We start from the raw sequence: 26,195 nt of genomic DNA on the forward strand, positions 1-26,195 counted from the left end.
TAAGCCTCAAGTTTTTGTGCAACCCACATATTGCTTAAATGGCAAAGCATACGATTCAGTGCTAGGCTTCGGCCCAAATTGTCGGGGGTTAAAATGGTCGTGTCACCGCGCATGGTTTGGCGCTCAGAGCATCAACGCATAGGCTTTGGTGACCGTCCACCTCGCGCGTTATTTGACCCCGGGTCACTCACGCAAATACTTCGAAGTTTGGGTGATTTACAGGTCAACAAACGCCTGCAAGATTGGTGCGTGCCCTATTTAGATGAACAGCGTCTGCTGGGTAAGCAGGCGAGCCGCAATTTGGCACTCACCCGGGAAGTATCCCTGCATGTAAACAATGAGCCCTTTGTGTTTGCGCGTAGCGTTCTTCCCAACACAACGCTGCAAGGACCCAATCGGTTTTTGCGTCACTGGGGCTCAAGACCTCTGGGGGAATTCCTTTTTAGCCACCCGCTGTGCCACCGAGGCATGTTTCAGTACACGCGTGTGCCTGCGGATAATCTCTTCTTGCCTAAAGACCTACGGTCTTCAACAACTCTGTGGGGGCGCCGCTCGCTGTTTTATTTAAACCAACAACCCCTGATCGTGGCGGAGTTTTACTTGCCCGCCTTCCTCGATCGCCTGGTACAGGGTTGTCATCGCTAGGGCTTTTTTTGACTGAACAAAACACTTAAGCTTGTACAGCACCCAAAAAGGAAACCTCGTGCAGAGCAAACTGTTAGGCTTCGCGCAGCTCATGCGCATCGACAAACCCGTGGGCACATTACTGCTCCTTTGGCCCACCTACTGGGCACTTTGGTTAGCCAGCGGCGGCTTTCCCGAATGGGAATTGTTACTTATTTTCACTGCAGGTGTGTTTTTAATGCGTGCGGCGGGCTGTGTCATTAACGACTTCGCCGACCGTGGCTGGGATGGCGGTGTAAAACGCACGGCTTCACGACCCCTAGTCACCGGCGCGGTGACACCAAAAGAAGCCATCACGTTATTTTTTGCCCTAATTACTCTCTCGTTTTTCTTAGTGCTACTCACCAACCCTTTCACAATACTGCTATCACTGGCCGCTGCAGGCATTGCGGCCATCTACCCATTTGTGAAGCGTGTGAGTCATCTACCACAGATCGTCTTGGGTGCGGCATTCTCATTTGGCATACCCATGGCCTTTAGCGCCACGCAAAATGCTCTGCCGCCCGCTTTGTGGCTAATATTTTTGGCCAATCTACTCTGGACCATGGCTTACGACACCCTTTACGCCATGGTAGATCGCGACGATGACCTAATCGTTGGGATCAAATCGACAGCCATACTGTTTGGCCAAGCCGATCGTTTAATCGTGGGTATCCTACAAGCCATGACCTTCGCTTTGTGGCTATTAATGGCATGGCAATTTCAACGCCACGAACCCGCCTACATCGGTATTATTGTGGCAAGCTTGGGCTTCATTTGGCAGCAGTGGCGGATCAAAGACCGTGCTCGCATGGCGTGCTTCCGGGCCTTTAAAGACAATATTGTTGTGGGACTCATCGTTTTTGCGGGTTTAGCCGTAGATTTGTATTTATACCCCGCTGCGGTGTAGCACTATGGAATTACGGTTCATCCGCTCGATACGGCATATCGACGCAAACGCCTGGAATGCGTGCGCCAATACCGATTACCCGTTTTTACGCCATGACTTCCTGCTGGGCTTAGAAGACACTGGGTGCACCACGGCTAACGCTGGCTGGCAGCCATACCATTGCCTTCTGCTGGACGACGATCACTTGGTGGGAGCAATACCCGCCTATCTAAAAACCCACAGTTACGGCGAGTATGTATTTGACTGGGCATTGGCAGATGCTTGGCAGCGTTCGGGCCTGGATTATTACCCAAAGTTAGTCTCTGCTATTCCCTTTACGCCATGTACAGGGCCACGCATTTTAATACACCCGCAAGCAGCAGAACCACGAGCCGTCACCGGTGCACTCATCCAAGGATTGCAGAAAGAAGCGGAAGAGATCGCAAGTTCATGGCACGTGTTGTTCCATTCCGATGCAGACCAATGTCACTTTCAAAACACCGGGATGCACGAAAGGCAGACTTGCCAGTTTCATTGGTTTAACCATGATTTTGCTAATTTTGACGATTTTTTAGCGACTTTTAGCAGCAGAAAACGTAAGAACTTAAAAAAAGAGCGCGCCAAAGTCGACCAGCAAAACATCCAGATGACAACCATCGAGGGGGAGGCCATTACCCCCGCGATATGCGAGCAGTTTCACCGCTTTTACCAAATTACATACGCCAAGCGCAGTGGTCACGGCGGTTACTTAACACAGCATTTCTTTACCGAGCTGCTGCCCAACTTACGCGATCAGGTGCTCCTCGTTTTTGCGTATGCCGACAACACCCCTGTAGCTGGCGCCCTGTATTTTAAAGATTCCAATAACCTGTACGGCCGCTATTGGGGCGCACTGGCAGAATTCGACGGCCTACATTTTGAAGCGTGCTATTACCAAGGTATTGAGTATTGCATTCGTAATGGCCTTCAACATTTTGATCCTGGCGCGCAAGGCGAACACAAAATCCAACGCGGTTTTGAACCCATAAGAACGCGCTCGCACCATTACATCTGCGACAAACGCTTTGACGCGGCTGTCGGGCGTTTCTGTCAAGAAGAGGTCGATCACGTGCGCGACTATCAGGCTGCTGCACGCGACTTATTGCCCTTTAAACGAGAGGGTTAACCGTCAACGAGATCAAAATCACTCATTTCAGGCTCGCGCATGTGAAAGTAGTAATTTGTCGCGCTATTCGGCCAGTTGTTGACCACTTTGCCCGCGGCGTTTTTGTACCAGCTTTGGCAAGACGCCACCCAAACGGTTTTGGTCATATCGCCCTGCATTTTCTCGTTGTAGGCACGCAAGACCTGCTTGTTCACTTCCATACTCTTCAGCTGATGCGTCAACAACTTGGTAATACACTTCACTATGTAATTCACCTGTTGCTCAACCATGAAAATGATCGAGTTGCTGCCCAAGTTAGTGTTCGGACCATACAACATAAAGAGGTTAGGAAATTCAGAGGTACACACGCCGCGATACGCCTCTGCACCTTCGGCCCACGCGTCTTTTAAGGACAGGCCGTCGCGTCCATAAAAGTCGACCGGAGCCATCAAATCTGTGGTTTGAAAGCCCGTACCATAAATTAAGACGTCCGCTTCCAGAACTTCGCCATCTTCGGTTTGCACACCCGCAGGCGTAATGCTTTGGATAGGCTTAGTCACCAAGTTCAGATTGGGGCGCGCCATGGCTTGATAGTAATTATCCGACACCAGAATCCGCTTACATCCTATGGCATAGTCGGGCGTGAGTTTTCGGCGTAGCTCTGGATCGGTAATGTGCTCTTCTAAATACTTTTTGGCGTCTTTGGCCAGCAACCACTGAAAAAATTTCTTGTTCGCGATGGCGCCATACATGATCTCACCACGCAGAAATACGCCCAAACGATGCAGGCGCTGCAGCCAAGGAAACCGTGCAAAGCGCTGTTTTTCAGAGTCCGTATAAGCGCGATCGTTACGCGGAACAACATAGTTAGCGCTGCGTTGGTATACGTGCACTTGCTCGGCCGCTTCCGCTACATGCGGAATAAACTGCAACGCACTCGCGGCATTGCCAATAATCGCCACTTTTTTACCCGCAAGGTCGACACCGTGGTTCCAACGCGCCGAATGGAATGAGTCACCAGCAAAGGTATCGGCACCCTCAAAGTCAGGCGTGAACGGCACATTCAATTGACCCAAACCCGAAACAAGAACCCGAGACTCGATGGTCTCGCCACCTTTCGTTGTTACCGTCCATGAGCCGCGCTCTTCGTCGTAATCGGCACGCTCAACCTCGGTATTGAATTGAATATGATCATTCAGGCCAAAGTGCGCGGCACAATCCCGAAAGTACTGCTTAATCTCATCGTGCAGTGAATACACGCGGCTCCAATTCGGATTCAAATAAAACGAGTAGCTATAAAACACCGAGGGCACATCGCAACCGCATCCGGGGTAGGTGTTGTAATTCCAAGTGCCGGCGACATCATCGGAACGCTCAAGGATCACAAAGTCATTGATACCTTGCTGCTTGAGTTGTACCCCCATACATAGCCCCGACATGCCGGCACCAATAATCACCACTTGTTTTGTTGTCACGCAGTTTTCCTTTCATATTGTTATTAGGCAGGATCGTGGTCCCGATAAAACGTCAGTGTTCTCGCGTCTGACTGTTCAGGCACAAAGTAGTAGCCCTCCAAGTCAAAGTGTTGGCAGGCTTCTGCAGAGTCGATTTGATTCTCGAGTACATAACGCGCCATCAACCCACGCGCTTTCTTCGCGTAAAAGCTAATCATTTTATACTGACCATTTTTCAAGTCTTTGAATACGGGCGTCACCACCGTGGCATTCAAAAGCTTGGGTTTAACCGACTTAAAATACTCGTTGGACGCTAAATTTAACAGCGTCTCTGCGCCGGCGGCTCGAAGTTGGGCGTTCAATGCCTGAGTGATACGATCGCCCCAAAACTGATACAAGGTCGCGGCCTCGCCAACACCAAACTTTGTGCCCATCTCCAACCGGTAAGGCTGCATTAAATCCAAGGGTTTGAGCACACCATACAAACCCGACAGCATCACTAAATGCGTTTGTGCGTATTCTAAGGCTGCTGGCGATAACGACTCAGCATCGAGCCCGGTATAGACATCACCTTTGAACGCAAATAGGGCTTGCTTAGCGTTATCCGGTGAAAAAGGCAGTGTGAAGTCCATGAACCGTTTGTGGTTTAACTCGGCAATCGCGGTGCTTACACCCATCAAATTTTGAATATCATCAGGCGCAAGCGCTCGCAGCCCATCGACGAGTGCCTCGCTGTATTCGGTAAAGATTGGCTGAGTATACGTATCGGTAGCCGCGGGTGTTTCAAAATCTAGGGTCTTGGCGGGCGAAATAACCATCAACATGTCTGTGCGTCCTCCTACTAAAACAAGTACGATGGTACTGGGCTTCGGCTTTTTACGCTATGCTTAAGCTCCAGTTTGACGAAGGGATAACGGAGAATAAACCCTTGCAACCTTTTTTGACATTTAATGACCGCCTGCAGTACGCGCTTGGGCTCATTCTTTCTTGGCTGCTTCTGGCCATGGCTATCGTTACCGTCACTGTCGTGCTCCTGCGCTACGGGTTTAATATGGGCACGATAGCGTTGCAAGAGGGTTTGATGTACTTGCACGCCTGTGTGTTTTTAATGGGCGCAGGTGTCGCCTTAGGTCGAGACAGTCACGTCCGTGTGGACATCTTCTACCAGAGAATGTCGGCGCGAAATCGCGATTGGGTCAATGCACTCGGTATTGTGGTGTTTTTACTGCCTGTGAGCGTGATTATCGGATTAAGCAGCTGGAGTTACGTACACGAATCGTGGATCATCCGTGAGGTGTCCCCGGAGCCCGGTGGCATTCCTGCTGTCTTTATCTTAAAAACGCTTATTCCGTTATCGATGCTGACCCTATGCCTACAAGGCCTTAGCTTACTCGTTACCTGTACCCAGCGCTTAGTCGCAGGAGAGCCGCATGGACGGTAGTATCGCGCTACTTTTATTTGGCGCTATCTGCGCACTGCTATTATTCGGATTTCCGGTGGCCCTGACGCTTGGCGGCACCGCCTTGCTGTTTGCCGCCGTGGGTATTATCACACACACCTTCGATGCCAACTTATTGGCGGCCATACCGGCGCGCGTGTTCGGCATTATGACCAACGAAACTCTCATCGCAGTACCCTTGTTTGTGATGATGGGCGTGATACTCGAGAAGTCTAAAATCGCCGAAGACCTATTGGTCACAATGTCTAAAGCCTTCGGGCGCCACCCCGGTGGCCTGGGATTATCGGTGGTATTTGTCGGCATGTTGCTCGCTGCAAGCACTGGGATTGTTGGCGCTACCGTCGTTACCATGGGTCTACTGTCGCTGCCGAGCATGCTCAAAGCAAAATACTCACCCTCGTTGGCGGCGGGCACTATTTGCGCCACCGGCACGCTGGGGCAAATTATTCCGCCTTCCATTGCCCTAGTTCTTTTGGGCGATGTTATGTCTAATGCGTATCAACGAGCGCAACTTAACATGGGCATTTTTAATACCAAGACCGTATCGGTGGGCGATTTGTTTATTGCCGCCATTGGCCCCGGCGTACTCTTGGTTTTCGCTTATGCGGCGTATATTTTTCTTCGAGCGCGCATCAACCCTGAGGTGGCACCCGCAGCAGACATCGAGCCCGCGTCCGTGGCAGAGGTCTTACAAAGTCTACTGCCGCCCCTAGTATTGATCGGTATTGTACTCGGCTCCATCTTAGTTGGCGCGGCCACACCGACAGAAGCCGCTGGCGTCGGTGCAATTGGTGCCTTGATCCTAGCGTTACTCAAGCAGCGCATCGACAAAGCCCTGCTACAAGATACCCTGCACCAAACCTTAAACGTAACGGCCATGGTGTTTCTGATCTTGGTGGGCGCAACGCTATTTTCACTGGTGTTCCGTGGATTTGGTGGTGAAGAGCTGATTCAATCCGCCTTCGAAAGTTTACCGGGCGGCGCCTTCGGGGCGGTATTCGTCGTCATGCTGGTGATATTCCTACTTGGGTTTATCCTTGATTTTATCGAAATCACCTTTGTCGTCGTACCCATCGTGGGTCCAATACTGTTGATGATGGGCATCGACCCTATTTGGCTGGGCATCATGATTGCTATCAATCTTCAGACCTCTTTTCTGACGCCGCCCTTTGGGTTTGCATTGTTTTATCTGCGCGGCGTGGCGCCCAGTTCGCTGGCGACCGGCGCTATCTATCGCGGGGTAATTCCCTTTATAATGATCCAATTAGCTGTACTGGCACTGCTTTGGGCTTGGCCGCCACTGGCAACCTATTTGCCCTCTGTTGTAAGCCCCTAAAACGAGTTTCTCATCATGAGCATGAACGACCTAGATTCTATCCCGTTGCCACAAGGCGATCTCGCCCTTCAGGTTGTGGCTATGCCAAAAGACACCAACGCAGACGGCGACATCTATGGCGGCTGGTTATTGCAACAAATGGATATGGCGGGTGGCGCCATTGCCCGTGAAGTCGCGGGTGGCCGCGTTGCTACCGTAGCGGTGTCGGGTATGTCATTTTTAACCCCCGTACATCTTGGTGCGATTGTATCGTGCTACGCCGACGTGTTAGAGGTAGGCCGCAGCTCAATCCGTATGGTCGTCGAGGTTTGGATTTCGTCCAAGCACGACGGCGAACCCATCAAGGTCACAGAGGGTGTCTTTGTATTTGTCGCGATTGACCAGAACGGCCGAACGCGACAAATCGATCAGGGCGACTGAATCAAAAGTTCGTCGGCGACCACCTCGCGGGCATTAATGTAGGCCCGCTCTGAAATTTGATGATAGTCTCGGACGTTGCCGTAGAAATGCGCGAACGACTCGTAGATCTTAGCCGCCATAGGATCCGACGCTATCAGTTCACCCAAAACCTCATTAGACGCCTTTGCGAGTGCCTGCAATACCGAATCGGGTAAACGGCGCAGTTCCACTCCGTGCACATCGACCAATTCTTTTAAGGCCGTGTTATTGCGTGCAGTGAATTCGTCCAACATGTCTTGGTTAGCTGCCCGAGCCGCTGCGGTGACAATAGCTTGTAGATCGGGCGGTAAGGTTTCTAACGACGTCTTATTGATAATGATTTCGAGCATCGCGCCAGGCTCGTGCCAGCCTGGATAGTAATAGTACTTGGCAACCTGATGTAGGCCCAAGGTCAAATCGTTGAAAGGCCCAACCCACTCTGCGGCGTCAATCACACCCGTTTCCAGCGATGTGTAAAGCTCACCCCCAGCAATCCTGACCGAAGAGCCTCCCGCTCGGGCAAACACTTCGCCTGCCAAACCCGGAATGCGCATTTTTAAACCGACCAAGTCTTCGGGAGAATTCAGCTCTTTATTGAACCATCCCGCCATTTGCACCCCAGTGCTACCGCCGCTAAAGGGTACCAAATTGAAGGGCTCATAAAGCTCTCGCCACAATTCAATGCCGCCTCCGTAATGAAACCAGCCGTTCATTTCTTGAGCCGTCATACCAAAGGGGACTGCGGTAAAAAATACCGAGGCAGGCACCTTACCCTTCCAGTAGTAAGCCGCACCGTGACCAGCGTCGGCGACGCCTTGCGATACCGCATCAAACACCTCGAAGGGCGGGACAAGCTCGCCCGCACCGTACACGTGCACGGTCATGCGCCCATTGCTCATTTCGTCAACTAGACGTGCAAAGGTCTCAGCCGCCGAGCCTAAGCCTGGGAAGTTTTTGGGCCACGTCGTGACCATTTTCCATTTAACTCGCTGAGTTGAGCTTGCCACGGTCGTTTGATCAGCGTTCGGTTGAGCGCTATGGCCCGACATTCTCTCGTAGGTCCACAAGCCCAGCACGAGCAATAAAGCCGCAACCAAGGCCAATATAATTGCAGGGCTCCAGCGTTTTTCTGTATCTGTCACCGACATTTTTTATCCTTATGGTCGTTAAATCGACTGTAGGTTAGCGTAGTGAAGCACCAACCACTTGGTCCCCTCGGTATCGAAGTTTACTTCGACTCGAGCATGGCTGCCACGCCCCTCGAAATTCACCACCATACCCTCACCAAAAATCTGGTGGTATACGCGCTGTCCCAAACTCACGTTGGCGTCGGGTACGGCAACATTTTGCGTCACACGACTCACGGGCTGCGTTACAGTAGACTGCAATCGGACTTCCTGTAGGCATGTGTCAGGTATTTCGCGCACAAACCGAGATATCGCGTTGTAGTTTTCAGAACCATGCATGCGCCTCGTTTCTGCGTAAGTGAGCACCAACTTTTGCATGGCGCGAGTAATACCTACATAGCAAAGACGGCGCTCTTCTTCTAGGCGCGTCGGATCTTGGCTCGACATTTGATGGGGGAACAAACCCTCTTCCATGCCAGCTAAAAACACCAATGGAAATTCTAAACCTTTGGCTGAGTGCAGTGTCATTAGCTGAACGCTGTCCTCAAAATCTTCAGCTTGTCCCTCTCCCGCATCTAAGGCCGCATTATCTAAAAACTGTTGAAGTGGCGTGATACTTTCGTCGTCAGCACGAAACTGACCGGCGGCGACCACCAATTCCTGTAGGTTCTCGACCCGCGCCTGACCACGCTCGCCCTTTTCTTTTTGGTGAAAGGCAATCAAACCCGAACGCTCGACCACATGATCGGTCAACTCACCCAAAGCTAAACCATCCGTTTGCTCATCTAGGGTCTCAATAAGCGACAAAAAACCTTGTAGGGCAGAGCTGGCTCGGGCGGGTAAACCAGAACCACACAACTGAATCGCTGACTGCCATAATGATTGTGAATGATCGCGAGCTACAGCTCTGAGTGTTTCTATGGTTTTCGCACCAATACCGCGAGTGGGCGTGTTAATCACCCGCTCGAACGCAGCGTCATCGTTGCGATTGTGAACCAAACGCATGTAGGACAGTGCATTGCGAATTTCCAGACGCTCGTAAAACCTCTGACCACCGTAAATTCGGTAGGGAATGTCGGCGCGCAAAAACGCTTCTTCCAATACACGCGATTGCGCGTTGGATCGGTACAGCACTGCGACACTAGCACGAGGGTTTCCGTCGCGATGCCAAGCGTCAATTCTGTCGACAATAAAGCGGGCTTCATCGTGCTCGTTAAAGCCCGCGTACAAATCGATTTTTTCGCCTTCGTCGCCCTCGGTCCAAAGGTCTTTACCTAAGCGGCCGAAATTATTGTCGATAACACCATTCGCGGCTTTGAGTATGGTTTGGGTCGAGCGGTAATTCTGCTCTAAGCGAATCGTTTGCGTATCGCTAAAATCTTGGCTGAAACGCTGAATGTTTTCGATTTTGGCGCCGCGCCAACCATAGATCGACTGATCGTCGTCACCCACAGCCATAACGGGAATTTGGGTGCCCGCCAGAACGCGAAGCCAAGCGTACTGAACCGTATTGGTATCTTGAAATTCGTCGACCAGAATATGGCGAAATCGATTTTGATAGTGCTTGAGCAAGGTGGGTTGGTTTAGCCAAAGCTCATGCGCACGCAATAATAATTCGGCAAAATCAACGAGGCTGCTACGCTCACACGCCTCTTCGTAAGCCGTGTAAGCTTTGACCATGGTTTGTAAATAAAAATCACCACCGGCATCGATGTGCTTAGCTCGAAGACCTTCGTCTTTTTGCGCATTAACAAAACCCTGGATTTGTTTGGGTGGCCAGCGTCCATCGTCTAAACCCAGCTCTTTGACAATGCGTTTCACCAAACGCAACTGATCATCGCTATCTAAGATCTGAAAATTTTGCTGTAGACCGGCTTCGCGCCAATGGGCTTTAAGCAAGCGGTGGGCAAGTCCGTGAAAGGTCCCCACCCAAAATCCATGAGTGCTTAAACCCAGCATGGACTCAGTGCGGCCCCGCATTTCTTTCGCGGCTTTATTGGTAAACGTAACCGCCAGAAGCGATTGGGGTGAAAACCCCTCTGCACGAATAAGCCAAGCAATTCGATGCACAAGCACTCGAGTTTTACCGCTACCAGCGCCCGCCAGTACCAAAGCATTGCCAGGCTCCGCGGCAACGGCTTCGCGTTGCGCGGGATTGAGTCCATCTAATAATTCAGTCACGTCCATGCGCTAAGTGTATCGAAAACACGAGCCAGTCTCACCGAGAATACGCATCAAGGATGATAATTTCTTAAACAGGTGTTATTTTAAGATCTTCAACCGGACGATAATAGGAATAGACCCATGAAACTACTTTCTGCCGCATTGCTAGGCTCAGCCTTACTTACCGCCCAGGCGCTGGCCTGTGATATGCCAACCAAGCCCACGTTACCTGATGGCAGCAAGGCGGAAATGGCAGAGATGGTCGCCGGTCAGCAGGCGGTTAAAAGCTACCAGCAAGCACTGGGCACGTACCGTGATTGCATTAATGCGGATATCGACAAGGCTGAGAAGGCAATGAAAGACGCCAAATCAGAAGAGGATAAGGCCGCACGGAAAGCCGAGCATGCCACCGCAGTGGCCAACTTCAATAAAGCCGTAGAAATGGAAGAAAAAGTTGCCGGTGAGTTTAATCTTGCCATCCGCGCGTTTAACGCGAAAAAGAAGAAATAAGCTACGCTTCCGGCTCAAGTTTTAAGCCGGCTGCAACAGCCCGCGCGCGCCAGAGTTCTCGGGCGCGCTCTTGCATATCGATGTGGCCATCGGATTCATCCACAATTTCCATGCCCAGCATCGTCTCGACCAGATCTTCCATGGTGGCAATACCCAAAGGATCACCGTACTCATTAACCACCAAAGCCATGGCAATGCGGGCATCGACCAATTCTTGAATGAGTGTGGGTAGGGCTTTGTTCTCTAACACCGCAAGCAAGTCGCGTTTTAGACTCGCTAAAGTGTCGGTGCCTTTACCCTGAGCAGCGGCAAAATAAAGTTCGTCCTTGCGCACAAAACCTACAATATCGTCTTTGTTCTGGTCATAGATCGGCACTCGAGAAAACCGCAAGGCAGGCTCTAGCGCCAATACCTCAGACACCAGCATGGATGCGGGCAGGGTGTACATCACGGTTCTGGGGGTCATGACGTCTTTAACGACCAGGCCACGGAAGGCCAAGGTGGCGTTAATAGCTCGCATTTCAGCTGTATCAATCACGCCTTCGCTATGACCTAGCTTTGCCAGCACGTGAAAATCGTCGCGCGATAAATTGGGTCCTTCTGGATGAGACGCCAACCAACCGGTCAAACCTTTAGCCGCCAATACCAAGGGGTACATGGACCACTGCACCCACGCAAGAATAGGGCCACAAATAGGCGCTAGCTGCTGCCAATAACGCGCACCCAATGTCTTAGGGATAATTTCGGAGAACACCAAGATCAGTAGCGTCAGTACCGCAGAAATCACACCAAAGTAGATTTCGCCAAACAATGCGGTCGCCTGTGCGCCGGCGCCAGCAGCACCCACTGTGTGAGCAATGGTATTGAGCGATAAAATTGCCGCTAAGGGTTTGTCGACATCGGCTTTAAAGCGCTGCCACAACTTAGCGGTTTTAGGTCTGTTGGCCTCAAGCCCCGCAATATAGGTCGGCGTCATGGAAAGCAGAGTAGCTTCGAGTAGCGAGCACAAAAACGAAACACCCAAAGCTAAACTTACATAAATCAGTAGTAACAGCATAAAACCCTACAAACTCCTGAATTAAGGGGTCGACCACCGCGTGGCGTAAATCGATTCAATAAGATCAACGCGAGATTGAATCTGGGATGCAAAATTACGATTCGGCACCAACAAGTCAGCCCAATAACGTTGACTGGGAACCCAGGTCGGCCAAACACCAGATGCTGGACGCCCCGTTTTAGCAAAGTTCGCCCACATTCGCCGCATGTTCTCACCAGATTCGCCTGTGGTTTTAAAATACATACCCAACATCACGCCAGTTTCACTGCCGTGCGGTGCACCCAGAATGTACTCCTCGTCTTTTGCCAACGGCTGATCATGAATATAGGCGTACGTTGGAATACCCCTATCAGTCATCGCCTTCATGGTGAGCGATGCCGAAGTGAGATAGCGTAAGTCACCAAATAAACGCTGATACGCGATGTCTGGCTTGTAGTTATAGTCACCAGCATACACCGTTTTGGCCTGGTCCAAGTGATTGCTCATCCAGGAGGTAAAGTCGCTTAAGGATATCCCCGTACCGGGCAATACCGAGCCCTCATACGAATTCGCACCCACAATATACGCATCAAGTTTGGGTTGGTAAGTCTCACTCATAAACAAGCGCGCGGGCTCGGCTTTGATGGATGTGCCGTCGACGATGGGGATCTGGAACCCTTGCTGGGCCTTTACCAGCGCTTGTGCATCTAAGCCTTCTAAGCGCTGGCGCGAGGGCTCAGATAAGCCCACAGCTGCAAGCAATTTAGACGCTTCATCCTCTGCTCGCTTGACAGGTGAGCCGTCCCAGTAACGCTGATTTTGGTAGGTATCTTCGGTGTACCACAAGGGCCAAGTAGTGTAACTACTTTGTGCAATAGCCTTGTGAAACAAGCCTTGCGCATCGTCGTTCACCATCAGCAAGTTGACCGCCATTGCGCCGGCAGAGACACCAAAAATGGTGACGTTTTCTGGATCCCCACCCAATGACTCGATGTGCCGATTCACCCAGCGCAGAGCCGAGACCATATCCAAGACACCGTAGTTCGCGACCTTTGAATCAAGAGCCGGGTGCGATATGAAGCCTAAAGCCCCCAACCGGTAGTTAAACGACACCACGACAACGCCCTCTTGGGCAATCAGCTCACCAGGAATGTTGCCACTCCCTGCTCGAAAGCCGCCGCCATGGATCCACACCATAACCGGTAATTTGCCCGCTGTGTCGGGTGTCCACACATTTAAAAACAGACAGTCTTCGCTTTGTTCATCAGAAGCACCCAAGCCGTAGCGGGGCTGAGGGCAACTCGCAGAGAACTCATTACCGTAACTAACACCGTCCCATACAATATCCTCTACAACAGCCCAGCGTTTTTCACCTACCGGGGCTTGCGCGTAAGGGATGGCCTTGTAGACCGCAGACTCAGCGCTGACGAATCCAACATAGCCGGCGACAGCGACTATTAGTCCACGGAATACTATTTTTATTGTGTTTGTTCGCATGGGTTATCTCGTATGATTCAAAGAGGTTGTGGGTTGATCGCAGGTTTGCACGCAACAGATACTAATAGCCCTTGGCAAAATCTACCACATGCAACAGCGGCTGATTTTTTAAAAAGCGCTCGAGGTTCTGAGCAAATACCCTCACGGCTGCCTCAATATTCGTTGGCGCTGACGTATGGCTCGTGACGTACACCTTTGGATGTGACCAAAAGCGGTGGCTTGAAGGCAGTGGCTCTTCGTTAAACACATCTAAAACCGCGGCTCGCAAATGCCCAGAATCAAGAGCCCACAACACGGCATCTTCATCCACACAGTTACCCCGGCCGGTATTCAATAAGATGGCGTTAGGCGCCAAGGCCTGCAAGAGCTCTACCGATACCAATCCGTCCGTCTCTGGTGTGTTCGGCATAATACAAAGTAAGTAATCCAAATCTTGAGCAAAATCTATGCGGTGCTCGTAGGTGTAACAAGACTCAAAAGCCGGTGGACAATGACCGGACCGATTAAATCCGGTAACGCGCAAGCCTAAGGCTTTAGCGGCGAGTGCAACGTCGCAAGCAATATCGCCAGTACCCATAATACCAAGACGCTTTCCCAACACTGTCACGGGTGCTCTTTGGTTCCAGCTTGTGTCCTGAGCATAGGCCAGAATTTCACGCTCAAGAGCGAGTATCCAACCTAATACGTACTCGCTCATGACTTGGCCAAAAACACCCTTCAAGCCCGTCAGTTGATAATCACGCCGTGGGTGATTTATTAAGGGGGTAACACCCGCCCAAGTAGACTGCACCCATTTCAGGGCCGGCGCATCTGATAAATAGCCAACAATCTTGTCAGGAGCACCAATCATGATTGTCGCGGCCGCTAATAAGGATGCATCGGGATCTGACGATGCAGAATAATGAAGGTTCGCTGGCACAATTTGAGCAGAAAACTCCGCAAGCGTCGAATGTTGGTCGTCAAGGATCAACAAAAGATCCTGACTGTCCCATGAAGCAGAGCTCATTAACTCCTTCCTATCAGCTACTTATCGTTGCGAAAGCGGTACGACACAACGCGCCAGAGCAACACACTCAAAACGCCCACGATCATACCCACCACAATTTCTAAACCGTACTGACTTAAGATCTCTTGCATACAATGCGTTCTCTCGTTGAAGATGCTTTGCAATACCGTTCGATATTGCAGTCAATCAGCCAAAATCTAAGCCTCAAAGAAAGAGCCTTTGCCATCAATTTCGACAACTTGCCCAACACGTGGAGGATGAGTCACACACTTTAAATTTACGCTGTAAGCCTCGGGATGCGAGCGCGGCTGGTAAAAACTTTTGATACCGCAGGTCTTACAAAAATAATGCTTCGCAGAGTGCGTGCCGAACGAATAGGTGCTCATATTATCGGCATCGGTGAGGAGCGTGAAATTTTCATGCGGTATAAACAAGTGCTCGTAATCTGTAATTGCGCACACAGAGCAATTACATTTCCAGATCTCAACCGTATCGTCACCTGTAAACGAAAACTGTACTTCGCCGCAGTGGCAGCCGCCCGTGTAACGTGTCATTAGCGTGTCATCGGTCCTTTTATGGCTCAGCGTCGAGTGTAACGTGATTTGGATACGGTCTCTATCACGAAACAAAGTTGGCCACATAATAGGCTTCACGATCGGCTTTATTCATGCCTGCGGTATCCTCGATAAACCGGTTGCGATCTTGCCGGCTATTAAACAGCCAAATGCAGACCGTATCACTCGAGTGATAAATGGCCTTTAGCTCGTCGTCGATGTCGCAGAGCTCTGCTGGAATCTCGGTTTTAATGCAAATCATGATAATAGACCACCCACAACTAATAAATGCCAGAGTAACGCAACTGGAGACTTTGAACCAAACCAAAAGCAACCCTCGGTCCAGAGTCTTCGCTCAACATTAATCCTGTGGTTGAGGCATAATAGCTATTCACTGGGGTCAATCGTTCGGTTACGCATGGTCAGTACTGACAATACCTTTATCCGGCAGGGCTTGCTGGCGATACAAAATAAACAGTATCGTGAACTCTACGACCAAGCCATTGCTCGCATCCGACAAGACGTGGCGGACGCACCCGCCTATTTTGTTCTGGCTAAAATATCGGCCGACCACAATAATCACGCCAAGGCCCTCGAACTGTTTGAAAAAGCGAGCGCACTAGCGCCAGAGAACGCGTACTGCCAAGCGTACTTTGCACAAACACTAACCCTGTCAGGCGACCAGATCAAAGCTAAGCATCAAGCGGACCGTTGTGCAGGGCTGAAAATCGAGGACCACCACATTGCCGACATGCTCGGTGTGATCTATACCCGCACAGGTTTTCACGAACTTGCTGTGCCTTGGTTCAAAAAATCGGTAGCGCTTAATCCCAATATTGCAAACTACCATTACAACCTAGGCGCCTCGCTTCAGTTTATTGGCGACTTTGACGGCGCCAACGCCGCCTATACGGCGTGCTTAGACTTAGATACAACGCACTATCGTGCTCTAGCTTCGTTAGCACAATTAACAAAGCAGGCGCCCAGCTCGCCTTTGTTGACTCGGTTAAAAGCGGCCTTTTCCCGTACAACTGGCGACGCCGATGCCCAACTGCACTTGGGGCATGCCGTCGCTAAGTGCCTGGAAGATGCGGGCGATTATCCGGACAGTTTAAATTGGTTACACAAAGCCAAAGCGAGCAAACACGGTGCAATATCCGCTGTAAATTTCGAGGACATTATCGCGGGCCTCAAGGCCCCCTCCACTGACCCGATAAAGTCAGGCATTCAAGAATCACCGATCTTTGTCGTAGGCCTTCCTCGAACCGGTACGACCTTAGTGGATCGTATTTTGGGGTCTCATTCACAGGTCCACTCCGCGGGCGAACTCAACCTGTTTGGGAATCTAATCAAGCAGGCGGCAAAAACACCATCAAATTTAACTTTAGACTCCGACACCGTAGCGGCCGCGGCAAATTTTAACAGCGAAACCTTTGAACAAATTGGTCGCGAGTACCTCGCACTGACCCAAGAGCTCAGCCGAGGCGCCGCTCGAATTATCGATAAGATGCCGCTGAATTTTTTGTACTGCGGACTGATTCATCAAGCACTGCCCAACGCAAGAATTATTGCCCTACGGCGTAACCCCATGGACAGCTGTTTAAGCAACTACCGACAGTTACTCACAACCCAGCAGGCCTATTACGCGTACACCTATGATTTGTCAGAGACCGCCAAGTTCTACTGTTTATTCGATGAGCTGATGGCACATTGGACTGAGAGCTTACCTGAAGATCGGTTTATACAAGTCCACTACGAAGACATCGTGTTTAAGCAATTAGAACAGACCGAGAGGCTACTCGAATTTTGTAACCTAGGCTGGGAAGACGCCTGCTTAAACTTTCACGAGAACGATGCCCCAGTATCGACCGCCAGCTCAGTTCAAGTGCGACAACCTTTATACTCAGGGTCGATAGGGCGGTGGCGACGCTACGGCGACAAACTTAATGAACTAGAACGTTACCTGAAAGAGCAAGGTATCGAGACCCATCAAGGCTTGCCATCAAAGACTCATTAACAAAAAAGGGGCCGCAGCCCCTTTCAAAGTTACGATCTTTGAATGATTAGAAATCCATGCTAAAACGCAGACCCATAGAGCGGGGCGGTAACACGTTCGATTTAAAATAACGGTTGGTCGCACCGGATACGGTTTGGTTAAACAGTGCGGTTTGCTCAACACCGCTCTCTGCAAACTCGTTAAATACGTTGTCGACAAAGAAGGTAACGTTCCAGTTATCGACTCGGTAGACCGCAGCGGCGTTCGCAATACCGTAGCTATCTAGGGTTAAGCTATCGCCACGTCCACCCGTTCGAGACAGAACATCACCTTGCCATGCATAACCTGCATTTAAGGTTAGGTCATTGCCGTTACTTAGCGTCATATCGTACGACGCAAATAGCGACACCTGGTTCTCAGGGGACCCCGGCAGACGATCACCTTTAATGCCATCTTCAAACGCGGTGGCAAATCCTGGAGTGATAATAGTGCGAATTAACGAGGGTACATCAGACGTTAACTCGGTGCTGGTGTGACTAAATGAACCGCGCACACGCAGTGCATCGGTTGCCAGCCAGTCAATGTTCATTTCAACACCTGTCGACTCGGCGCCACCCGCGTTGATGGTAATTGGAATCGAGGCATTAACCGTAGCTGACGACAACTGAGGATCATCCCACTCAACCAAGTACACCGCGGCATTCAGTGTCATCCGGCCGTCTAACAGTGTGGACTTAACACCCAGCTCGTAGTTTCGCGTGGTGTCAGAGACATACGCGCGCTCGTCGAATTTCGCGAAATCGTCAGGACCAGGACCGAACTGCTGTCCGGGCGCTAGGTTACAGTTACCCTGACCTGCGTTGGGGTCATAAGCGTCACAGGGTGCACCACCGTTGCTGCCTCCGATACGATAACCTTCGCTGATCGTACCGTATACGTTAATCTCATCGCTTAAGGCGTAGGAGGTATTCAACTTGAACAAGGTACCGCTGTCGTCTTGAGCTAAGCTTGGGTCAAAAGCGCGCATCTCAATCTGGTTTAAGCCTTCAGCAACAAAATCGGAGGGGCCAGAAAAGCCATCATATAGAGGGAAATCCACGGTCGACTGCGCTTCCAATTCGTATTCGTAATAACGTGCACCAAAAGTGACTTGCCATGCATCGGTCAGTTCGTAGGTCACTTCACCAAATACCGCTTTTTCGACCAACTTCGACGAACCCGCTTCAAAGTACTCTAAATCGTCTGTGCGACTGGAGCCAAAAAAGTCAGCAAGCTCCGGCGTGTACTCTGCCGACGAACCCACGTACTCTTCTTTGTTGTAGAAAGCGCCGACAATCCAGCTCAGTTCACTGTCACCCTGTGAAACCAGACGCAACTCCTGGCTGAAGGTTTCTAGACGATCATCTTCTCGCGTTAACGCCGTGAAGGTGGGGAAGGTTTCGTATGAGTATTCCAAACTGATTAACAAATCGGTTTGGTCACGCTGACCTTGCTCTTCATATTTCGAGGAGCCCGTTGCTGACGTTAGTTCGGCAAAACCGAGGTCTGCAATGACCTCAAGTGCCAGCAAGCTGGTTTCTTCTTCGTTAGGCTCAGCAACACGCTGCGCGTTTTCCCACTTGCCGGTGGCCAACTCGCCACGCTGAGCCGAGATTGTGCGGCCGCCGTTGTCTTCGGTTTGACTGTAATACGTTAAAGTAGCGTCAAAATTATCTGTGGGCTGCCAACGGATAGCCACTTTAGCCGTCACCGACTCCTGTGAGTTGGTGTCTTTACGAGGTGCTAATTCGTCGCTGCCACGAGGCGAATCTGGCTCGGATACGCCGGGCATCTTCACAATAAAGGGCTGGTCAATAAAGCCTGCGTCATCGTAACGATCCAGCGATGCGCGAACCGCCAAGGTGTCAGAAATAGGCAGGTTTAGGGTAAAGCCTAAATCCGTGCTGAAGTCTTCGCTTTCGCTATTTTTGTACAGCTCACCGCGAACGTTTACATCCGTGCTTTCGAAATTGGGACGATTAGGGATGTAGCGAATGGCGCCGCCCATGGTGCCCGCACCGTACAGGGTGCCCTGGGGCCCAAGCAGTACTTCAACGCGGTCCATATCGACCAGGCGCATATCAACGCCCAAAGGAATCTCGCCAACGTAAGTCGCTACTGTACCGCCAGTACCAATGTTAGAGCCCTGACCAAGAGGGTCAGCGTTTAAACCGCGAACCACCAACTGCTGACCGTTTCGGCCGCCGCGGTCTACCGCGTTAATACCGGGCACATACGCAAGCGCTTCGGCGATATCGCCGAAACCTTGTTCTTTAATGCTGTCGCCGGTAATCGCGGCAATATTGATTGGCAAATCCTGCAACGAGCCAGCGCGGCGTGTTGCAGTCACAATAACTTCCTCGAGAACAGCGGCGCGCTCTTGAGAGATCGCTGGGGTAACGAAGCCTACGCTAAATGACGGCAAAGCGATCGCAGCCGCCAAAGCGGTCTTCTTAAAGTTCTGGTTCATAAACATCCCTTATGCTTGGGGCGCCGAGCAGTGGCGCGAGGGTAAATTCAAAGATTCAAGTAACGCAAATGCTAGCAGGTAGTCAGATTGTGCGCATGGGAAATATTACGCTTTTGTAACATCATGTTTGCCGTAGAGACTAACTTCAAAGTAGGTAGATATTAGTTGCGGCAGAACAGCAACTCGACTGTTTGGCAAAGACTGCGAATATTTGCCAAGCAGAAGAGGGTTTTACTTACAGCAACAACGAACCTCTCGTCACCAGATGCAATAAGAAACCGGGTGAACCATTAATAAAGCACCAAACGAACCTACTCCACAGTCACGGATTTTGCCAAATTCCTGGGCTTATCCACGTCCGTGCCTTTCTGGATAGCCACGTAGTAAGACAGCAACTGCAAGGCAACGGTATACGTAATTGGGCTGGTAATCGCATCACAATGCGGCATGTTAATCACATGCACACGATCACTGCTTTCAAAGCCGGCTTCCTCGGGCGCAAACACGTAAAGCTCGCCGCCACGCGAACGCACTTCTTCGAGGTTGGAACGCAGCTTTTCTAAGAGCTCGTCATTCGGTGCGACCGCAATGACCGGCATGTCTTCATCAACCAACGCGAGCGGGCCATGCTTGAGCTCGCCGGCGGGGTAGGCCTCGGCGTGAATGTACGAAATTTCTTTAAGTTTGAGCGAACCCTCGAGCGCAATAGGGTAATACACGCCTCGACCCAAAAACAGGGCGTGGTGTTTTTGAATAAACCGCTCTGACACCGCCTCAATGCGAGCGCGCTGCGCGAGCACGGCCTCGACATTATCGGGGAGCGAACGCAGCGCCAGCAACAGTTGCTTTTGAACCTCGGCGTCCAACCCTTTGCGACGCCCAAATGCCAACAACAGTACGAGCAAACCCACCAACTGCGTCGTAAACGCTTTAGTCGAAGCGACACCAATTTCAGGACCTGCCTGCGTTAAAAAAACGAGATCACTTTCACGAACCAAAGCACTGTTATCGACATTGGCAATAACAAGAGAGGCTAAAAACTCGCCGGGCGCTGCGTCGCGGAGTGCGGCCAAACTGTCAGCGGTTTCGCCCGACTGTGAAATCGTCAACAAGAGGGTATTGGGGCGTTTAGCGCGGGCGCGATAACGAAACTCCGACGCAACCTCGACGTAACAGGGCATTCCCAAATGCTGTTCAAACCAGTACTTCGCTACCATGCCAGCGTGATACGAGGTACCGCAGGCTACAATTTGGATGGCCTCGACCTGATCAAAAACAGCACTAGCGTTGTCACCAAAAATCGTTTCGTCAACTGTGGGTAGACCCGCGTAGCTAACTGTTTCGGCCAAAACTCGGGGCTGCTCGTAGATCTCTTTTAGCATGAAGTGATCAAACTCACCCTTGCTGGCTTGATCGAGTTTATCTTTAAGTTCGACAATCGGCCGCTCAACGGTTAGTCCATCGCGCGCCCACACGTGATAATGCTTGGGCGTTAAGGAAACTCGATCGCCTTCCTCTAGGTAAATAAACCGATTCGTCACTTGGCGCAAGGCCAGTGGATCCGAGGCCACAAAATATTCGCCAAAACCAATGCCTAAAACCAAAGGGCTACCGTGCCGTGCTGCGGCGATACGTTCTGGGTGGGCAATGTCGATTGCGGCGATTGCATACGCACCCTCTAAACGTTCAACCACATGCTCCAGGGCCTGATCAAGGTCTTCGCCCTTATGAAGCTCTAGGTAGAGTAAGTGAGCAATAACTTCCGAGTCGGTTTGCGAGCTAAACTCGATGCCTTGAGCCTGCAGCTCTTTTCGCAGAGCGTCGTGGTTCTCGATAATCCCGTTGTGCACAATGGCGACGCGATTGTGACTAACATGCGGGTGTGCATTATCGGCTGAGGGGACTCCGTGCGTAGCCCAACGGGTGTGCGCAATACCCACATGGCTGTTAGATGGGTTGGCGTTGATCGCATCTTCTAGGTTGGCTACCTTGCCTTGATGCTTCGAAAGATACAGCTGGCCATCGTCGAGTAGGGCAATACCGGCGCTGTCGTAGCCGCGATATTCTAGACTGTGTAACCCTGAAAGAAGTATCTCAGATACTGGACGTTGCGCTGTCGCGCCCACAATGCCGCACATAGTAATTCCTACTTGTTTTTCTCGGGACGTTTCCAGCCCGAAATATTACGTTGCTTTCCTCGGCCAATGGCGAGTTCACCTTGGCCCACAGTTTTGGTCACGACTGAACCAGCACCCACAAACCCATCGGTTTCAATGGTGACGGGAGCGACAAGCGTGGAGTTGGAGCCAACAAACACATTGTCGCCCATCGTTGTTTGAAATTTATTGGCGCCATCGTAATTACACGTGATGGTGCCGGCCCCCACATTGACCCCTGAGCCCAAGACCGCGTCGCCGATATAAGACAAGTGGTTCACCTTTGAACCTTCACCTAAAATGGCTTTTTTGGTTTCGACAAAATTGCCAATTTTTGTGTTAGCCGCCAGCTCTGTGCCGGGTCGTAAGCGGGCGAAAGGCCCTATGGTGGCCGAAGCACCAACGCTTGCCTGCTCTAAGTGGCTCATGGCGCAGATTCGTGCGCCTGAGCCAATAGTGGAATTACGAATGACACAGTTAGGTTCAATCGTCACGTTGTCGCCGAGCACAACGTCGCCTTCAAAAACTGCGTTCACATCAACGAAGCAATCTTTACCAACGGTTAACGAACCTCGTATATCGACCCGGGCAGGGTCTGCAACACCCAGACCCTGTTCCAGCAGGACCTTGATCTGCCGCTGCTGATAGGCGCGTTCAAGTTGCGCCAGCTGAGCACGTGTATTCACACCTTCGGTTTCTACCGCATTATCAACGGTCACGACTTGAACGGCGAAGCCGTCGGCCACCGCCATTGGCAGTACGTCAGGGAGATAGTATTCACCCTGCGCATTATTGTTCGTCACTAAGGGTAGATATTGATTTAGCATGGAAACAGGCATCGCCATAACGCCCGTATTAATTTCCGTGATCCCAAGCTCGTGCTCATTGGCGTCTTTTTGCTCAACCACACGCGCAAATAACCCCTCCTCATTACGCACGACTCGCCCGTAGCCTTGAGGGTCAGCCAGTACAGCGCTTAACAGAGCCGGTCCTTGTTGTGCACAGGCAATGAGTGGCTGCAGTGTAGACGGTTGAAGTAGGGGAACGTCGCCGTAGAGGATCAATGCCGTCGCTAGGGTATCTAAGTTAGGGAGCGCCTGTAAGACCGCATGACCGGTACCCTGTTGCTTGACTTGCTCTACCCAAGTGAGACTGCGCTCAGTAAATGCTTGCCGAACTTGCTCTCCGCCATGGCCGTAAACGACGACTGTCTGGTCACTTTGAAGCGCCGCTGCGGTATCAAGCACATGTCCAAGCAGCGGCTTTGCAGCAATAGTATGCAGCACTTTTGGTGTGTCGCTTTTCATGCGAGACCCTTGCCCAGCGGCAAGTATTACAATATTCAGTGTCATAGTCTCTCCCCCGCACAATAGTACCGTTACCGCGATAATTTGCTATGACAATTTTGTCATATAGAAGCAAAAAACCCGACATAATGTCGGGTTTGTAAACTATTACCGCCGATCGATTTAGCGGGTTTTTTGTCGAATTTTTTGCAGAGTTCTTAGCTGTGCCGCCGCTTCCGCCAAACGCGCAGACGCTCGACCATAGTCAAAGTCAGAGCTTTGGTTCTCTAGTGCCGCCGCCGCCTCTTGACGCGCTTGCTCGGCTGCCGCTTCATCCATGTCGTCTGCACGCAAGGCTGTATCAGCAAGAATCGATACCACACCGGGCTGAACTTCTAAAAAGCCGCCAGATACATAAAAGATATCTTCTTCACCGCCTTGCTTCACAACACGAACAGGACCAGGAACTAAAGACGTCAGCAAGGGAGCGTGGCCATAACCCACGCCCAGCTCGCCCAAAGTACCTGTAGCAACCAACATTTCAACCAAACCCGAGAAAATCTCTTGTTCGGCGCTGACGATGTCACAATGTATTGTCATGGCCATGCGTGATGTCCCTATCGTCAGTGATTCTTACAGTTTAGCCGCTTTTTCAACAGCTTCTTCGATTGTGCCTACCATATAGAACGCCTGCTCTGGTAGGTGATCGTATTCACCCGCCAAGATTGCGTTAAAGCCGGCAATAGTATCTTTCAAAGACACATATTTACCAGGCGCACCGGTAAATACCTCAGCAACGTGGAAAGGCTGAGACAAGAAGCGCTCGATCTTACGAGCACGATCTACAATCAACTTATCTTCCTCTGACAGTTCGTCCATACCTAAGATGGCGATAATGTCTTTCAACTCTTTATAACGTTGAAGTACCGTCTGTACACCACGAGCTGCATTATAGTGCTCTTGACCAACCAACAAGGGGTCAAGCTGGCGCGACGTTGAATCTAAGGGATCTACCGCTGGGTAAATACCTTTTGCTGCGATATCACGGCTAAGTACAACAGTCGAATCCAAGTGAGCAAAGGTTGTTGCTGGCGATGGGTCAGTCAAGTCATCAGCTGGTACGTATACCGCCTGAATCGAGGTAATCGAACCAACGCGAGTTGAGGTAATACGCTCTTGAAGTACGCCCATTTCTTCAGCCAAGGTTGGCTGATAACCTACCGCAGAAGGCATACGGCCTAACAATGCAGACACCTCGGTTCCAGCCAGAGTGTAACGGTAAATGTTATCAACGAATAACAATACGTCACGACCTTCATCACGGAATTTCTCGGCCATAGTTAAGCCGGTCAAGGCAACACGCAAACGGTTTCCTGGTGGCTCATTCATCTGGCCGTAAACCATTGCTACTTTTGAGTTAGTAAAGTTTTCGACGTCTACAACTTTTGATTCCTGCATCTCGTAGTAGAAGTCGTTACCCTCACGAGTACGCTCACCTACACCGGCAAATACAGATAAACCAGAGTGCTCAGTCGCGATGTTGTTAATTAACTCCATCATGTTTACGGTTTTGCCTACACCCGCACCACCGAACAAACCTACTTTACCGCCCTTTGCAAAGGGACATACCAAGTCGATAACTTTAATTCCGGTCTCTAACAATTCTTCGCTAGCTGCCAACTCTTCGTAGGTCGGCGCTTTGCGGTGAATCGAAGCACGCTCTTCTTCGCCGATAGGGCCTTTTTCGTCGATGGGATTACCCAAAACGTCCATGATACGACCCAAAGTCGCAATGCCTACCGGGACCTGGATTGGTGCTTTCGTGTTAGTTACCGGTAACCCACGGCTAACACCTTCAGAAGAACCCATAGCAATTGCGCGAACCACGCCATCACCCAGCTGCTGCTGAACTTCAAGGGTTAAGCCTTTTTCTTCTACCAATAGCGCGTCGTAGACCTGTGGCACTTCATCCCGCGGAAATTCTACGTCGATAACCGCGCCGATGATTTGAACAATGCGTCCGCTGCTCATGTTCGGATCCTCTATTTACTCTTACTTAGCGCAAAAATGCGCACCAATTTCTTACAACGCTTAGCTAATAGCTGCCGCGCCGCCCACAATTTCTGAAAGCTCTTGCGTAATAGCCGCCTGACGAGCTTTGTTATAAACCAATTGCAACTCGTCGATAATCTCACCAGCATTATCAGACGCGTTTTTCATTGCCAACATACGAGCTGCTTGCTCACACGCCGCATTTTCAACGACCGCTTGATACACCTGTGATTCGATGTAGCGAGCCATCAACGACTCTAACAATTCTTCAGCATCGGGCTCGTACAAGTAATCCCAATGGTGAGCCAGGTCGCTTGATTCTTCAGCAACGATTGGCAAAACCTGCCGTACCGTTGGTGTTTGCGTCATGGTGTTCACAAAGTCGTTAGATACAAGATACAACTTATCAATCGTGCCAGCTTCGAACGCATCCAGCATTGTTTTCACGCTACCGATTAAGTCTGCAAGCGCTGGCGCTTCGCCAATATCTCGGGTCGCCGCAACGACGTTTCCACCGAAGCTATTAAAAAAAGTTGCCGCTTTTGCACCGATCAAGCATAAATCAACGTCGATGTCTTGTTCGGCCCATTTTTTCATAGAGGCAACGGTGGCTTTGAATAAATTGATATTCAAACCGCCACATAATCCGCGATCGGTCGATACAACAATGTAACCAACACGTTTTACTTCGCGCTCTTCCATGAAACGATGGCGATATTCTGGAGTTGCATTGCCCAAATGGCCAATAACAGCGCGGATGCGTGCAGCATAGGGCTTGCCCAGCTGCATGCGATCTTGTGCGCGACGCATTTTACTAGCAGCAACCATTTCCATCGCAGAAGTAATCTTCTGCGTGCTTTGGATGCTGCTAATCTGCGTCCTAATCTCTTTTCCGACAGCCATACGTCAGTCCCCGAACC

23 protein-coding genes are annotated in these 26,195 nt (G+C 50.9%); 8 read left to right on the plus strand and 15 right to left on the minus strand.

Annotation, left to right across the window (positions count from 1 at the left end; genetic code table 11):
- Positions 1 to 93: 93 nt before the first annotated feature.
- Genes EYZ66_RS14000 through EYZ66_RS14010 form a run of 3 tightly spaced genes read left to right on the plus strand, consistent with a single transcriptional unit; the run spans position 94 to position 2,717 of the window.
- Complete coding sequence (locus EYZ66_RS14000) at positions 94 to 645, plus strand: chorismate--pyruvate lyase family protein (protein WP_009577088.1); 552 nt, start codon at positions 94 to 96, stop codon at positions 643 to 645.
- Between the two features lie 58 nt (positions 646 to 703).
- On the plus strand, positions 704 to 1,573 hold the full coding sequence (ubiA, locus tag EYZ66_RS14005) for a 4-hydroxybenzoate octaprenyltransferase (RefSeq protein ID WP_009577087.1): 870 nt from the start codon (positions 704 to 706) through the stop codon (positions 1,571 to 1,573).
- A gap of 4 nt (positions 1,574 to 1,577) precedes the next feature.
- Entirely contained in the window at positions 1,578 to 2,717 is a 1,140-nt protein-coding gene (locus EYZ66_RS14010) for a GNAT family N-acetyltransferase (protein WP_009577086.1), read from the plus strand.
- On the opposite strand, the gene EYZ66_RS14015 is transcribed toward EYZ66_RS14010, so the two are convergent.
- Both EYZ66_RS14015 and yaaA read right to left on the minus strand, forming a co-directional pair.
- Positions 2,714 to 4,171, minus strand: a complete 1,458-nt coding sequence (locus EYZ66_RS14015) for a flavin-containing monooxygenase (RefSeq protein ID WP_009577085.1) — start codon at positions 4,169 to 4,171, stop codon at positions 2,714 to 2,716. The genes EYZ66_RS14010 and EYZ66_RS14015 overlap by 4 nt on opposite strands.
- 23 nt (positions 4,172 to 4,194) lie before the next feature.
- A complete protein-coding gene (yaaA, locus tag EYZ66_RS14020; protein WP_160195711.1) occupies positions 4,195 to 4,974 on the minus strand; it encodes a peroxide stress protein YaaA in 780 nt (259 codons plus the stop codon).
- A gap of 104 nt (positions 4,975 to 5,078) precedes the next feature.
- Here yaaA and EYZ66_RS14025 point away from each other — a divergent pair, with 104 nt between their 5' ends.
- The 3 genes from EYZ66_RS14025 to EYZ66_RS14035 are packed head-to-tail and all read left to right on the plus strand — an operon-like array spanning position 5,079 to position 7,365.
- The gene (locus EYZ66_RS14025; RefSeq protein WP_009575291.1) at positions 5,079 to 5,591 is read left to right on the plus strand and encodes a TRAP transporter small permease subunit; all 513 of its coding nucleotides are present in this window, start codon (positions 5,079 to 5,081) and stop codon (positions 5,589 to 5,591) included.
- Positions 5,581 to 6,945: a TRAP transporter large permease gene (locus tag EYZ66_RS14030; protein ID WP_009575292.1), complete on the plus strand. Its 1,365-nt coding sequence runs from the start codon at positions 5,581 to 5,583 to the stop codon at positions 6,943 to 6,945. Before EYZ66_RS14025 ends, EYZ66_RS14030 begins: the two co-directional genes overlap by 11 nt.
- A gap of 21 nt (positions 6,946 to 6,966) precedes the next feature.
- The gene (locus EYZ66_RS14035) at positions 6,967 to 7,365 is read left to right on the plus strand and encodes an acyl-CoA thioesterase (protein ID WP_040816350.1); all 399 of its coding nucleotides are present in this window, start codon (positions 6,967 to 6,969) and stop codon (positions 7,363 to 7,365) included.
- Here the strand turns inward: EYZ66_RS14035 and EYZ66_RS14040 are convergent.
- Together EYZ66_RS14040 and uvrD are read right to left on the minus strand one after the other, a co-directional pair.
- Positions 7,353 to 8,531, minus strand: coding sequence for a TRAP transporter substrate-binding protein (locus EYZ66_RS14040; RefSeq protein ID WP_009575294.1), 1,179 nt, complete (start codon positions 8,529 to 8,531; stop codon positions 7,353 to 7,355). The two genes, EYZ66_RS14035 and EYZ66_RS14040, sit on opposite strands and share 13 nt — an antisense overlap.
- Before the next feature lie 18 nt (positions 8,532 to 8,549).
- Positions 8,550 to 10,697 carry a DNA helicase II gene (gene uvrD, locus EYZ66_RS14045; RefSeq protein WP_009575295.1) on the minus strand — a complete coding sequence of 716 codons (2,148 nt, stop codon included), beginning with the start codon at positions 10,695 to 10,697 and terminating at the stop codon, positions 8,550 to 8,552.
- A gap of 117 nt (positions 10,698 to 10,814) precedes the next feature.
- On the opposite strand from uvrD, the gene EYZ66_RS14050 reads away from it, so the two are divergent.
- A complete protein-coding gene (locus tag EYZ66_RS14050; protein WP_009575296.1) occupies positions 10,815 to 11,183 on the plus strand; it encodes a hypothetical protein in 369 nt (122 codons plus the stop codon).
- Between the two features lies 1 nt (position 11,184).
- On the opposite strand, the gene EYZ66_RS14055 is transcribed toward EYZ66_RS14050, so the two are convergent.
- The 5 genes from EYZ66_RS14055 to EYZ66_RS14075 form a co-directional block, all read right to left on the minus strand.
- A complete protein-coding gene (locus EYZ66_RS14055) occupies positions 11,185 to 12,240 on the minus strand; it encodes a CNNM domain-containing protein (RefSeq protein ID WP_009575297.1) in 1,056 nt (351 codons plus the stop codon).
- Positions 12,241 to 12,261: 21 nt separating this feature from the next.
- Entirely contained in the window at positions 12,262 to 13,716 is a 1,455-nt protein-coding gene (locus EYZ66_RS14060) for a carboxylesterase/lipase family protein (protein WP_009575298.1), read from the minus strand.
- Positions 13,717 to 13,777: 61 nt separating this feature from the next.
- Positions 13,778 to 14,722 carry a D-2-hydroxyacid dehydrogenase gene (locus EYZ66_RS14065; protein WP_009575299.1) on the minus strand — a complete coding sequence of 315 codons (945 nt, stop codon included), beginning with the start codon at positions 14,720 to 14,722 and terminating at the stop codon, positions 13,778 to 13,780.
- Between the two features lie 197 nt (positions 14,723 to 14,919).
- The gene (locus EYZ66_RS14070; protein WP_009575304.1) at positions 14,920 to 15,276 is read right to left on the minus strand and encodes a GFA family protein; all 357 of its coding nucleotides are present in this window, start codon (positions 15,274 to 15,276) and stop codon (positions 14,920 to 14,922) included.
- A gap of 64 nt (positions 15,277 to 15,340) precedes the next feature.
- Positions 15,341 to 15,538: a hypothetical protein gene (locus tag EYZ66_RS14075; protein WP_009575307.1), complete on the minus strand. Its 198-nt coding sequence runs from the start codon at positions 15,536 to 15,538 to the stop codon at positions 15,341 to 15,343.
- A 156-nt stretch (positions 15,539 to 15,694) separates the two neighbouring features.
- On the opposite strand from EYZ66_RS14075, the gene EYZ66_RS14080 reads away from it, so the two are divergent.
- Positions 15,695 to 17,293 carry a tetratricopeptide repeat-containing sulfotransferase family protein gene (locus tag EYZ66_RS14080; RefSeq protein WP_009575309.1) on the plus strand — a complete coding sequence of 533 codons (1,599 nt, stop codon included), beginning with the start codon at positions 15,695 to 15,697 and terminating at the stop codon, positions 17,291 to 17,293.
- Positions 17,294 to 17,339: 46 nt separating this feature from the next.
- Here the strand turns inward: EYZ66_RS14080 and EYZ66_RS14085 are convergent, their stop codons facing one another.
- The 6 genes from EYZ66_RS14085 to atpG all read right to left on the minus strand — a co-directional run bounded on the left by EYZ66_RS14085 (position 17,340) and on the right by atpG (position 26,178).
- Complete coding sequence (locus EYZ66_RS14085; RefSeq protein ID WP_009575310.1) at positions 17,340 to 19,781, minus strand: TonB-dependent receptor; 2,442 nt, start codon at positions 19,779 to 19,781, stop codon at positions 17,340 to 17,342.
- A 311-nt stretch (positions 19,782 to 20,092) separates the two neighbouring features.
- The gene (glmS, locus tag EYZ66_RS14090) at positions 20,093 to 21,919 is read right to left on the minus strand and encodes a glutamine--fructose-6-phosphate transaminase (isomerizing) (protein ID WP_009575311.1); all 1,827 of its coding nucleotides are present in this window, start codon (positions 21,917 to 21,919) and stop codon (positions 20,093 to 20,095) included.
- Positions 21,920 to 21,927: 8 nt separating this feature from the next.
- On the minus strand, positions 21,928 to 23,289 hold the full coding sequence (gene glmU / locus EYZ66_RS14095; RefSeq protein ID WP_009575312.1) for a bifunctional UDP-N-acetylglucosamine diphosphorylase/glucosamine-1-phosphate N-acetyltransferase GlmU: 1,362 nt from the start codon (positions 23,287 to 23,289) through the stop codon (positions 21,928 to 21,930).
- Between the two features lie 117 nt (positions 23,290 to 23,406).
- On the minus strand, positions 23,407 to 23,829 hold the full coding sequence (locus tag EYZ66_RS14100; protein ID WP_009575313.1) for a F0F1 ATP synthase subunit epsilon: 423 nt from the start codon (positions 23,827 to 23,829) through the stop codon (positions 23,407 to 23,409).
- Positions 23,830 to 23,856: 27 nt separating this feature from the next.
- Positions 23,857 to 25,254, minus strand: coding sequence for a F0F1 ATP synthase subunit beta (gene atpD / locus EYZ66_RS14105; protein WP_009575314.1), 1,398 nt, complete (start codon positions 25,252 to 25,254; stop codon positions 23,857 to 23,859).
- Positions 25,255 to 25,314: 60 nt separating this feature from the next.
- Complete coding sequence (gene atpG / locus EYZ66_RS14110; protein WP_040816332.1) at positions 25,315 to 26,178, minus strand: F0F1 ATP synthase subunit gamma; 864 nt, start codon at positions 26,176 to 26,178, stop codon at positions 25,315 to 25,317.
- Positions 26,179 to 26,195 lie beyond the last annotated feature (17 nt).

The organism is Aequoribacter fuscus, from assembly GCF_009910365.1.
Taxonomy (GTDB): domain Bacteria; phylum Pseudomonadota; class Gammaproteobacteria; order Pseudomonadales; family Halieaceae; genus Aequoribacter; species Aequoribacter fuscus.